This is a genomic window from Flavobacterium sp., from assembly GCF_036759525.1.
Lineage (GTDB): Bacteria > Bacteroidota > Bacteroidia > Flavobacteriales > Flavobacteriaceae > Flavobacterium.
The window spans coordinates 219,500-231,447 of sequence record NZ_DAIOUN010000002.1 but is presented as its reverse complement, the minus strand read 5'-3'; the positions used below and the strand labels follow the sequence as shown (position 1 = coordinate 231,447).

The 11,948-nt window shown below is 34.0% G+C and carries 10 protein-coding genes; 4 read left to right on the top strand and 6 right to left on the bottom strand.

Annotated elements, in window-relative coordinates; translation table 11 throughout:
* From V7M80_RS02775 to V7M80_RS02765, 3 genes are all read left to right on the top strand, one after another.
* On the top strand, window positions 1-167 hold a 167-nt coding region (locus tag V7M80_RS02775), incomplete at its 5' end, for an Lrp/AsnC ligand binding domain-containing protein (RefSeq protein WP_333694003.1).
* A 118-nt stretch (window positions 168-285) separates the two neighbouring features.
* Entirely contained in the window at window positions 286-2,859 is a 2,574-nt protein-coding gene (locus tag V7M80_RS02770; RefSeq protein WP_333693869.1) for a phosphoenolpyruvate carboxylase, read from the top strand.
* An 87-nt stretch (window positions 2,860-2,946) separates the two neighbouring features.
* A complete protein-coding gene (locus V7M80_RS02765; RefSeq protein WP_333693868.1) occupies window positions 2,947-3,465 on the top strand; it encodes a DinB family protein in 519 nt (172 codons plus the stop codon).
* Between the two features lie 30 nt (window positions 3,466-3,495).
* Here the strand turns inward: V7M80_RS02765 and V7M80_RS02760 are convergent, their stop codons facing one another.
* The 4 genes from V7M80_RS02760 to aroB form a co-directional block, all read right to left on the bottom strand.
* The gene (locus V7M80_RS02760) at window positions 3,496-3,939 is read right to left on the bottom strand and encodes a DNA primase (RefSeq protein WP_333693867.1); all 444 of its coding nucleotides are present in this window, start codon (window positions 3,937-3,939) and stop codon (window positions 3,496-3,498) included.
* Window positions 3,940-3,950: 11 nt separating this feature from the next.
* Entirely contained in the window at window positions 3,951-4,925 is a 975-nt protein-coding gene (locus V7M80_RS02755) for a deoxyhypusine synthase family protein (protein WP_333693866.1), read from the bottom strand.
* Window positions 4,926-5,012: 87 nt separating this feature from the next.
* Entirely contained in the window at window positions 5,013-6,413 is a 1,401-nt protein-coding gene (locus tag V7M80_RS02750; RefSeq protein ID WP_333693865.1) for an arginine decarboxylase, read from the bottom strand.
* A gap of 292 nt (window positions 6,414-6,705) precedes the next feature.
* Window positions 6,706-7,770 carry a 3-dehydroquinate synthase gene (aroB, locus tag V7M80_RS02745; RefSeq protein ID WP_333693864.1) on the bottom strand — a complete coding sequence of 355 codons (1,065 nt, stop codon included), beginning with the start codon at window positions 7,768-7,770 and terminating at the stop codon, window positions 6,706-6,708.
* A gap of 135 nt (window positions 7,771-7,905) precedes the next feature.
* On the opposite strand from aroB, the gene V7M80_RS02740 reads away from it, so the two are divergent.
* Window positions 7,906-9,078: a proline dehydrogenase family protein gene (locus V7M80_RS02740; protein WP_333693863.1), complete on the top strand. Its 1,173-nt coding sequence runs from the start codon at window positions 7,906-7,908 to the stop codon at window positions 9,076-9,078.
* Between the two features lie 43 nt (window positions 9,079-9,121).
* Here the strand turns inward: V7M80_RS02740 and V7M80_RS02735 are convergent, their stop codons facing one another.
* Together V7M80_RS02735 and lysA are read right to left on the bottom strand one after the other, a co-directional pair.
* Complete coding sequence (locus tag V7M80_RS02735; RefSeq protein ID WP_333693862.1) at window positions 9,122-10,540, bottom strand: alkaline phosphatase; 1,419 nt, start codon at window positions 10,538-10,540, stop codon at window positions 9,122-9,124.
* Window positions 10,541-10,660: 120 nt separating this feature from the next.
* Entirely contained in the window at window positions 10,661-11,866 is a 1,206-nt protein-coding gene (lysA, locus tag V7M80_RS02730; protein WP_333693861.1) for a diaminopimelate decarboxylase, read from the bottom strand.
* Between the last annotated feature and the right edge of the window lie 82 nt (window positions 11,867-11,948).

Here is an 11,948-nt window from a genome sequence, read left to right as displayed (position 1 = left end):
TCAACATTTTTTGTAAAATTAGAGCCAAAGATACCAAACATGCCAAAGATGTTATTTTTATGATTGATGATATTGACGGTGTATACCGAACAGAGACTATGATTTCTTTGGAAGAAAGTATTAACGATAAAAAACGATTGATGCATACTATTTTTAAAAATATGTAATCGAATCCTACTTTATAAAGAACCCTCTCATACCATTCTGAGAGGGTTTTTTATTTCGTTTAAAATTCAAATTATTTCTTCAATATTATTTCTTATTTTAGTGCTAAATCTGTTTTTTATGTATACTCTTCCTAGAATTGAGCGTTTCCAACAAAATGTGTTAGCTAAATTTCAAATTTACAACAGTGTATTTATAACTTTACCTTTTGATGCTATTGATAATACGGGAGTACTTTTACCTTTATTTGCTGAAGTTTGCGAAAACGGTTTTAAAAATCAGCAAAGTCCCGAAGAAATATTTGATTTTTTCGCATCCAAATATTTGGATCAACCCGCTGAAAATGAAAAAATCGATTTGATGTTTCGTTTTATTCAATACGTAGAACGCCAAATTGTTTTGTTTGATGCTATCGAAGATGCTGCTTTTCCTGTGGTTAATCATATGGAAGGTAGAGGTTCGTTACGAGATATGAAAGAAAAAGCAGAACAGCGTACCAAAGTAAAGGAATTAAAAGCATTTCTAAAACACTTCAAGGTACGTACTGTTCTTACAGCTCATCCAACTCAGTTTTATCCCGGTTCTGTTTTGGGTATTATTACCGACTTAACAGAAGCTTTACGAAATAATGATTTAATTCAAATTAAGCAATTATTGGCTCAATTGGGAAAAACACCCTTTATAAAGAAAGAAAAGCCCACTCCTTTTGATGAGGCTGTGAGCCTTATTTGGTATCTCGAAAACGTGTTTTATCCCACTTTGGGCAATATGGTACAATACATCCAAAAAAACATTTACGGAGGAGAAGAATTAACCAATCCCATTTTTAATTTGGGATTTTGGCCCGGAGGAGACAGAGATGGGAATCCTTTTGTTACTACAGAAATCACCCTTAAAGTAGCCGATAGATTACGCACTTCGATTTTAAAATGTTACTATACCGATATTAGAAGGTTAAAACGAAAACTCACATTCAAAGAGGTAGATGTTATTATAGCCGATTTGGAAAGCAAATTATACCGCTCTGTTTTTTATTCCAGAGGTGAAATTTATCTCTCACCTCAAGAGTTTTATGAGGGTTTGAAAAAAATCAGATTGTTGATTGTCAGAGATTTTCAGTCGTTATATTTGGATGAAGTAGATTTGTTAATCAGCAAGTTTAACCTTTTTGGATTTCACTTTGCTACTTTAGACATTCGTCAAAACAGTAAAATTCACAAAAATGTTTTTCAAGACATTGTAAATCAAGAACATTCACTTTTTCCATCAAATTATTTTGAACTGGATGAGGAAAGTAAACTTGAATTACTCTCAAATGTAAAAAGTAATTTAACCGAAGCCAATTTTTCTAACGAGTTGACATGTTCTACAGTTAGTTCTATTTTGGCAATGAAAACCATCCAATCTAAAAATGGGGAATGGGGTTGCAATCGTTACATTATCAGTAACAATGAAAGTGCCCTAAATGTTATGGAAACTTTTGCCATGTTTCAATTATGCGGTTGGGAAAATCCCTCAGTAGATATTGTACCCTTATTTGAATCGGTGGTAGATTTACATGCTGCAGATTCAATTATGGAACAGCTTTACACCAATAAACGATACCGAGAACATCTCAAAAACAGAAATAATGTTCAAACCGTAATGTTGGGCTTTTCAGACGGTACAAAAGACGGTGGGTATTTGATGGCCAATTGGAGTATTTATAAAGCCAAAGAAAGTTTAACCGCTATTTCTATGAAATACGGTATTGAAGTTCTGTTTTTTGATGGGAGAGGAGGACCTCCGGCTCGTGGAGGTGGGAAAACCCATAAGTTTTATGCATCATTAGGATCGGAAATTGAAAATAAGCAAATTCAAATAACAGTTCAAGGACAAACCATTAGTTCAAATTTTGGAACTTTAGATTCGTGCAGATATAACTTGGAAAATTTGTTAAGTGCCGGTGTGACCAATAGAGTTTTTAATAACGGACTCGTAAAATTGTCTCCATTGGATTATGAAGTTTTAAATCAATTGTCGCAATTGAGTTACGAGGCCTATTTAAATTTCAAACAGCATCCAAAATTTATTCCGTATTTGGAACAAATGAGTACCTTAAATTATTATGCAAAGACCAATATTGGAAGCCGACCCTCTAAACGAAGTAAATCTGAAAAGTTAGATTTTAACGATTTGAGAGCTATTCCTTTTGTAGGGTCATGGAGTCAATTAAAACAAAATGTACCCGGTTTTTTTGGTGTAGGGACCGCTTTGAAATATTTTGAAGAAACCAATCAATGGGATAAAGTGAGTCAATTGTATCAAAATTCTCTTTTTTTCAAAACGTTAATGGAAAATAGTATGATGGCTTTGTGTAAATCGTTTTTCCCTTTAACCGCCTACATGCAAAAAGATGAAGAGTTTGGTTCGTTTTGGCAAATTATTTACGATGAATATTTGGAAACCAAACGGTTGTTGTTAAAATTATCCGGATTTACCGAATTAATGGAAAATTATCCCGACGGTAAAGCTTCAATTGAAATTAGAGAACAAATTGTTTTACCTTTATTAACGATACAGCAATATGCTCTTTTGAAAATAAACGAAATAAAGAAACAGAAAAATCCCGATTTGAAACGATTGGAGATTTATGAAAAAATTGTAACTCGTTCCTTGTTTGGTAATATTAACGCAAGTAGGAATTCGGCCTAATAAGTTTTAAAATTTTAGGAAAAAGAATCATTTTCAAGGTTTTCAAGTTTAAAAAAGATTAAATGGTTTATCAAATAAATAGATAAGATGAAATCAACAGAATTACAGCCCATGGAATATGCCCTTTATTATAAACCTTACCTTGAAGCCTTAGGCGATGTTGATTTATTGAGTGAATTACAGTTTTCATTGAAAAGTTTTCTTGATTTTTTAAAATCCATACCCGAAGAAAAGTACGAATATCGCTATGCTGAAGGTAAATGGACAATTAAAGATATAATACAACATGTAATTGATGCCGAACGTATTTTTGCGTACAGAGCCTTGCGAATTGCTCGAAATGACTCAACCCCTTTGCCCGGTTTTGATGAAAACAAGTATGTAAGTACCGCACAGGCAAATAGTAGAAGCTTAGCAGAACTACTGGAGGAGTTTGAATTAGTTCGTAAAACGACATCTCTTTTATTTAAAACATTTACCCAAGAACAACTCACTCAATTGGGAATAGCTTCAGAAAAATCGGTATCTGTCCGTGCCATTGGTTTTATTTGTATTGGCCATCAGAAGCATCATGAAAAAATAATCCGTGAAAGATATTTGAATTAAAAAAGGAGCTTTAGGAGCTCCTTTTTATTATTAATAATCGTCGTCTTCGTCATCTTCATCAGAAGGTTCATCTTCAAAATCATCGTCATCGTCATCGTCGTCAGAGCCACCGGCATCTTTCAATAAATCTACTTCAGCATCATCGTCAGAAGGAGCATCTTCATCTTCTTCATCAACATCAACTTCATCGATATCGTCGTCTAAATCGAGTCCTTTTACCGGAGCAATTGTTTCAACTTCTACATCTAAATCGTCGTCTTCTTCAAAGTTTTCAATACGAGTAGCCAGTTTTTTACTTACTTTCACTAAGTAAATGGTATCCTCTGTACGCACTTCAACGGCTTCTACCAATTCGTTTTGTGCATTTCTAAAACGAATAATATCGGTATCCTCATATCCATCTGGGAATTTTTCCACCAATAAGGATAAGATATCATTGGTAAGTTTGGCATAGTCAACAATAATTCTTCTCATAAAAAAATCTGTTATAAATCAAGTAAGTAAGCAAATATTAATGGGGCTACAATGGTAGCATCGGATTCTATGATAAATTTGGGTGTGGTTATATCGAGTTTACCCCAAGTTATTTTTTCGTTTGGCACAGCACCTGAGTAGGAGCCGTAACTTGTGGTTGAATCAGAAATTTGACAAAAATAACTCCAAAACGGGATATCGTGCATTTCCATGTCTTGATAGAGCATAGGTACTACACAAATTGGGAAATCACCGGCAATTCCTCCACCAATTTGGAAAAAGCCTACTCCTTTACCTGTTGAATTTTTTGGATACCAATCTGCCAACCACATCATGTATTCAATACCACTTTTCATGGTGGTTGGTTTGAATTCACCTTTAATGCAATAGGAGGCAAAAATGTTACCCATGGTGCTATCTTCCCATCCTGGAACAACAATAGGTAAGTTTTTTTCGGCAGCTGCTACCATCCATGAGTCTTTGGGGTCAATTTCGTAATATTGCTTTAATACACCCGAATTAATCATTTGATACATAAATTCATGGGGGAAATATCGCTCTCCTTTTGAATCTGCATTATTCCAAATGTCATACAAGTGCGACTGCAAACGTCTAAATGCTTCTTCTTCTGGTATACAAGTATCAGTTACTCTATTGTAATGGTTTTCCAATAAATCCCATTCCTCTTGCGGACTCAAATCTCTGTAATTAGGAACTCTTTTGTAGGAGTTATGAGCAACAAGGTTCATAATATCTTCTTCCAAATTGGCACCGGTACATGAAATTATGTGTACTTTGTCCTGACGAATCATTTCGGCTAATGATTTTCCCAATTCGGCTGTACTCATTGCACCGGCTAGGGTAATCATCATTTTACCGTTTTCAAGTAAATGTTGTTCATAGCCTTTGGCAGCATCAACTAGTGCAGCGGCATTGAAATGAAGATAATTTTTCTCAATAAATTGACTAATAGGTCCTTTGCTCATTTTATATAGTGTATTTGCTATTTATTCATAGACTGCTCAAAGAAAAACTTTTTTTATGAAAAGTCAAATTCTTTTGTAGCTAAAAATTTATTTTTTTCCGTATCCTAAAATAGATAAGACTTGATCGGCACTTTGTTGTTCAGAGAAAACTTCTGTAGCCAAAATACCATTTTCGTCTCGGTCAATAAGTATGTGTTTGGGTTGCGGAATCAAACAATGGTGTAAACCGCCAAAACCTCCAATGGTTTCTTGATAAGCACCCGTGTTGAAAAAACCAATATACAACGGTTTTTCTTTATTGTATTTGGGTAAATAAACCGCATTCATGTTTTGCTCAGAATTGTAGTAATCATCGCTATCGCAGGTAAGACCTCCAAGAAGAACTCTTTCGTAGGTATCGTTCCAGCGGTTAATGGCCAACATTACAAAACGTTTGTTTATTGCCCAAGTATCGGGTAAAGTTGTTATGAAAGAAGAGTCAATCATATTCCATTTTTCTCGATCATTTTGTTGCTTTTGATACAATACTTGATAGATTGCTCCTCCACTTTCACCCACAGTGAACGACCCAAATTCGGTAAAAATATTAGGTACATCTACTTCGGCTTCTTCACAGGCTATTTTGATTTGATTGATAATCTCGTCTATCATATATTGGTAATCGTATTCAAATGCCAATGAATTTTTTATAGGAAATCCACCACCAATGTTCAAACTATCAAGAGTTGGGCATTCTTTTTTTAGTGCCACATAAACTTTCATACATTTTAATAGCTCATTCCAATAATAAGCGGTGTCTCTAATGCCGGTATTGATAAAAAAATGCAACATTTTGAGTTCCACTTTTTTATTTTCTTCAATTTGTTTTCGGTAAAAGGGAACTATATTTTTATATCCAATACCCAATCGCGAAGTATAGAACTCAAATTTGGGTTCCTCTTCTGCAGCTATTCGGATACCAATTTTAAACTTACCATCTATTTTTTCTTGTAACAAATCCAATTCTTCAAAATTGTCAATAACCGGAATGGTTTTAGAATGACCGTTATTGATCAATCGGGCAATGTTATCAATATACTGTTCGCGTTTAAAACCATTACAAACCACATAGGTGTTTTTATTGATTTTACCTTCGGCCATCAAATTTTCAACAATATTGATGTCAAATGCCGATGAAGTTTCAATATGAATGTTGTTTTTGAAAGCCTCATTCATTATAAAACTAAAGTGCGAACTTTTGGTACAATAGCAATAGTAGTATTTGGCATCATACTTATTTTTTTCCATTGCTTTTCGAAACCAACCCTTAGCACGATTGATATTATTTGAAATTTGAGGCAAATAGGTAAACTTGAGAGGAGTACCGTATTGCTCTACAATTTTCATTAAATCAATATTGTGAAACTGTAAATTGTCTTTGTTTAAAGTAAATTCTTCCTGAGGAAAATAAAAAGTTTGATTGATTAAGTCGAAATATTTTGTATTCATTTAAATTTCAGTATATTAGTTTAAAGATAAATTAAAAAAATCAATAATCTAATTTTCAAACTCTAATATTTGCAAAAATAATTTGCAGTTTTTCATGAAACAAAAATGAATTTTGAGAAGTGTCTAATACCAATACATTTTGGGTTGCTGTAGTTTTTTTTAGAAAACGGTTCAAAACCCAATTCTGCTTGTTGAGACAAACAGAAATTTCAGTTTTATTTTTAGTATTTTTCATCGTGGCAAATGTAAAAAATAATATAACCCAAATGCAAACGATGACTTAAAAAAAATGTTATCTTTTATAGTCTTCAAATGCTTCCCACAAAAAAGAATCGGGTACTTGCTCATTGTAGGTAACAGTGCCTATCCCGTTGAGCAAAACAAACTGAATTGTTCCATATTCATTTTTTTTATCGTGGATTAATAGTTTGATGATATTTTCAATATCCGAATGGCTAAAAGAAATTCTTCCAAATACAGAATGTATGAACTCTTTGATTTCAATGTAGTCATCGTAGGAAATTTTGTTTTTCTTTAACGAAATATAGCTCTCCAAAACCATTCCTACAGCTATGGCTTCCCCGTGTAGCAAGCTTCTCTCTGGGTTTTCCAGTAAATAACTTTCTATGGCATGTCCCAAAGTATGTCCAAAATTTAGAGCTTTTCGTATTCCATTTTCGGTTGGGTCCATCAATACAATGGTATTTTTTATTTCAACAGATCGGTAAATTAATTCATCCAAATTTGAAGTAGTAAGTTCAGAAAAGTTTTGTAGAGTTTCCCAATACGTTTGGTCTGCTATTAATCCGTGTTTTAGCATTTCTGCAAAACCGGATCGCATTTGTTGTGGGGGTAAAGTTTCTAAAAATTGAGTGTCTATTAAAACCGCTTTTGGATTTGAAATGACGCCAATTTGGTTTTTTAGATGTCCTAAATCTACTCCGTTTTTACCACCAACCGCAGCATCTACCATAGCCAAAAGAGTGGTAGGAATGTGAATAAATTCTATTCCTCTCTTGAAAGTACAGGCAACAAAACCTCCAATATCTGTTAAAACTCCACCACCCAAAGATATTAAAACCGATTTGCGATCTCCACCTAATTCTGATAATGCATTCCACAATTGAACACAGGTTTCAATAGTTTTTTGAGCTTCACCGGGTTCTATTTCAACAATTTCCAAGGGAATATCAGTTTCTAAAAGAGAGAGAAAATAAGGTAAACAATATTCATATGTATGACTATCACAAAGGATAAAAACTTTGGAATATTTTGAAATTTTCAATTCATTATTCAAATAAGAGTACCCTTTTTCATTGAAGTAAATAGCATAATTTGAGGATTGTATTGTTTGCATATTGTAAAACGAGATAGATAAAAAATCAAATAAATGTAATTTTTGATACTTTAAAAAAGCAGATACAAATTAAGTCAAAAAAAGTATAAGATTCTCAAAGAGTGCTTATCTTTGCTGTATTATTTTCAAAAATTCATGGAAAAATATTTCGACAATACGCAAATTGCTTTTGCTCTTAAAAGTGATACTGAATTAGATAGAGCCTATTTTTTGTTTAAAATGATTGATAGTGAACCATTGGTACGAATTGGAACAGCCGTTACCAATTTCGCTCTAAAAGCACATTTACCGGTAGAAGGTTTAATAAGAGCTTCGGTTTTTGATCATTTTTGTGGGGGAGTAAGTGAAGACGATTGTATGCCGGTTATGGAGCGAATGTTTACCAAAGGGGTTTGTTCTGTTTTAGATTATTCGGTAGAAGGAAAAGAGGAAGAAAGCGAATTTGATGCGGCCATGCAAAAAACTTTAAAAATCATTGATTTTGCCAAAGAAAAACAAGCTATACCTTTTGCCGTTTTCAAACCGACTGGTTTCGGACGTTTGGATTTATATACCAAAGTTGGAGAAAAAAAAGAATTGACTGCAGAAGAGCAAGAAGAATGGAATAGAGTAGTTGCCAGGTATGATACAGTATGCAAACAGGCTTATGAAAAAGATGTGCCTCTTCTTATTGATGCCGAAGAAAGCTGGATGCAAGATGCCGCCGATGATTTGGTGGCTCAACTCATGAAAAAGTACAACACGCACAAAGCAATTGTTTTTAACACACTACAGATGTATCGTTGGGATAGATTGGATTATCTTAAAAAATTACATCAGCAAGCTCAGCAAGACGGATTTTATATAGGTATGAAACTGGTTCGGGGTGCTTACATGGAAAAAGAAAATAAAAGAGCGGAAGAAAAAGGATATTTAACACCTATTTGTTCGAGCAAGCAAGCCTCAGATGCCAATTTCGATGCCGCTGTTGCCTACATGATAGAAAATATCGATAGAATGGCCCTTTTTGCAGGAACTCACAATGAGATTAGTTCTTATAAATTAATTGAATTGATGCAATTAAAAGGTTTGGCAAGTCAAGATAAACGCATTTGGTTTGGACAACTTTATGGGATGAGTGATAACATTAGTTACAATTTGGCGGCTCACGGGTATAATGTCGCTAAGTATTTACCGTTTGGACCCGTTCGAGATGTAATGCCTTATTTAATTCGAAGAGCAGAAGAAAACACTTCTGTTGCCGGTCAAACCAGTAGAGAACTAATGTTACTTAAGAAAGAGAGAGCGAGACGTAAATTGGAAGAATAAAAAAAACACCCCAAAAGTTCAAAAACGATTTGGGGTGTTTTATTTAAAATGTATTTTCTACTTCTGACGCTGTTAGCAAAAAGTAATGCAAGTCGGTATTTTTTATAAAAGGTTTTAATTTTTCACTTCCGGGTCCATATAAGGCTAATTCAGTGAAGTCTGCAGAATGATCCATACTAATCCATCCCACTGAAGTTCTGTTTTTTTGCATTTCGGCAAAAACTTTATAAGGTAAATTTTTATAATTGTACAATCCGTCTTCTTGTTTTTGTAAACCGGTATAAAAACTTTGAAGTGTTTGAGCTTCTTCTGTAGTAAGTACAAAACCGTTTGCAAATTCTACCCGTTCTTTTATTTGTGATATAGTAGATTCGGGTGTAAATCCATTTAAAATCCATTCATTGGTATGTTTGAAATTTTGAATGGAGTCAAAATTAGAATTGGCATTTTTGCCGTATATGATTCCGGGATTGGCATTTCCGTGATCGGTTGTAATTACAACTAATGTTTCTTTATCTTTTTCTGCAAAATCAAGTGCAATTTTTACCGCTTCATCAAATGCGATTTGGTCATAAAGTAGACCACCAATATCATTGGCATGTGCTGCCCAATCTACTTTTCCGGCTTCTACTTGTAAAACAAATCCGTTTTTATGATTTTTCATTCTATCAATAGCTTTTTGGGTCATTTCTGCTAGTGTAGGAATGGTGTTGGCCAAATCTTTAATGTTTTCTCTGTCAATACTATAGGGTAGGCCATCGTCAAAAAACACGCCTAAAATGGGTTTTTCAGGTGAAGCATTTAGCATTTCACTTCGGGTTTTTACTACTTGATACCCTTTTGATTGAAAAGAAGCCAACATATCTTTTTTATCTTTTCTTTTGGTAGGATCAAAATAAGTATTGCCTCCACCCATTAAGATATCAAATTGTATCTCCAAATAACTTTCGGCTATGTCATCTTGACTGTTTCGACTCTTGCTATTTACACAAAATCCGGCTGGAGTAGCATGCGTTATTGGTACTGTTGTAACACAACCTGCCATTTTTCCGGCTTTTTTGAATTTTTGCCAAATAGGAAGGTAAACTTCACCATTTACACCGGTGTTCAATGAACCGTTTTTTACCCGAAATCCACTTCCCCATGAAGAACTTGCTGCAGCCGAATCAGTAACAATAGACGATGCCGAAGCCATATCCATTAAAGCCCGAGTAATTTTGTTTTCTCTATATAAATTGAGCCAATTGGAACCAACACCGTTTTTTCTTGAAAGATACAAATCGGCCATATTTAGGGTTCCCGAGCTCATCCCATCACTTACCAAAAAAATGATATTCTTAGCTTTTTTGCCTTTAGTTGTAAAAGCATCTGTTGTATTTTTGGTATAACCTTCAAACGGATTCAAAAGGGTAGTTCCCAAAGTAAAAAGAGTACCGTTTTTGAAAAATTTCCTGCGATTCATGAATTTATTTTTTTCAAAAATACTAAAATGAATTTAGGGTAGCGTTAATATACTATTAATTTAAAAGGAAAAGAGCCAAATCCGAAGACTTGACTCTTTCAAGGTTGAGTTAGTTATTTTTTACAATTGAATTTCAGGTTGTCCTTTTAGAATATCATCCAAAGTTTCCCGCTCTCTAATGAGAATCGCTTTTGAATCGTACCATAAAACTTCGGCCGGTTTAAATCTGGAATTGTAATTGGAGGCCATAGAAAAACAATAAGCCCCCGCATTTTTAAAACATAAAATATCTCCTTCTTTAATTTCAGAAATTCTTCTGTTATTGGCAAAAGTATCGGTTTCACAAATGTATCCTACAACCGAATAAAAGCGTTCTTTCCCTTTGGGATTTGAAATGTTTTCTATATGATGGTAGGAACCATAAAGCATGGGTCTGATTAAGTGGTTAAATCCACTGTCAATTCCTGCAAAAACAGTCGAAGTAGTCTGTTTCACAACATTCACTGTGGCTAAAAAATAACCCGATTCACTTACCAGGAATTTTCCGGGTTCAAAAGCTAAAGTTAAGGGTCTTCCATAATCTTTTTCAAAAAGATTGAATCGTTTTGTTAATTTTTTACCTAATTCTTCTACATTGGTTTCTATGTCATCTTTTTTATAAGGAACCTTGAACCCGCTACCAAAATCAATAAAATCCAACGTTTTAAAATGCTTTGCTGTTTCAAAAAGGATTTCTGCGGCATATAAAAAAACATCAATATCTAAAATGTCAGAACCGGTGTGCATGTGAATACCGTTAATATGCATTCCGGTGTTTTCAACAATTCGCAAAAGATGCGGTAATTGATGTATAGAAATTCCAAATTTACTATCTATATGACCTACCGATATATTGGTGTTTCCACCCGCCATAACATGCGGATTGATTCTTATACAAACCGGAATCTGTGGATTTTTTGTGCCAAATTGTTCTAAAATAGATAAATTGTCAATGTTAATTTGGACACCCAATGCTGCTACAGCTTCAATCTCATCCATAGAAACCCCGTTGGGAGTAAATATAATGTGAGCAGGTTCAAAACCTGCTTTCAAGCCCAGATGCACTTCTTGTATGGAAACCGTATCTAAACCGGCTCCTAATTTTTTGAAAAGTTTCAAAATGGTTATATTGGATAAAGCTTTAACTGCATAATGAATGCGAAGTCTTTCTACTTTTGAAAAAGCTCCAACTAATCGGTGGTACTGATTTTCAATTTTAGTTGCATCATATACATAGGTTGGACTTCCGAATGTTTCTGCTATTTGAAGTAAATCGCTGTGGTTCATCTTTTTTTTTGGTGCAAATCTAAGTTTTGATAACCTATGAATCCAAGAAAAAACGGATAATTCACAATAAATAACAATTTGT

Bases quoted from the DNA above. Each gene is read 5' to 3' on its own strand.
- V7M80_RS02765 (WP_333693868.1), top strand. From the start codon at position 2,947: ATGAAATCAACAGAATTACAGCCCATGGAATATGCCCTTTATTATAAA.
- V7M80_RS02750 (WP_333693865.1), bottom strand. From the start codon at position 6,413: ATGAATACAAAATATTTCGACTTAATCAATCAAACTTTTTATTTTCCT.
- aroB (WP_333693864.1), bottom strand. From the start codon at position 7,770: ATGCAAACAATACAATCCTCAAATTATGCTATTTACTTCAATGAAAAA.
- lysA (WP_333693861.1), bottom strand. From the start codon at position 11,866: ATGAACCACAGCGATTTACTTCAAATAGCAGAAACATTCGGAAGTCCA.
- V7M80_RS02740 (WP_333693863.1), top strand. From the start codon at position 7,906: ATGGAAAAATATTTCGACAATACGCAAATTGCTTTTGCTCTTAAAAGT.
- V7M80_RS02735 (WP_333693862.1), bottom strand. From the start codon at position 10,540: ATGAATCGCAGGAAATTTTTCAAAAACGGTACTCTTTTTACTTTGGGA.
- V7M80_RS02755 (WP_333693866.1), bottom strand. From the start codon at position 4,925: ATGAGCAAAGGACCTATTAGTCAATTTATTGAGAAAAATTATCTTCAT.
- V7M80_RS02760 (WP_333693867.1), bottom strand. From the start codon at position 3,939: ATGAGAAGAATTATTGTTGACTATGCCAAACTTACCAATGATATCTTA.
- V7M80_RS02770 (WP_333693869.1), top strand. From the start codon at position 286: ATGTATACTCTTCCTAGAATTGAGCGTTTCCAACAAAATGTGTTAGCT.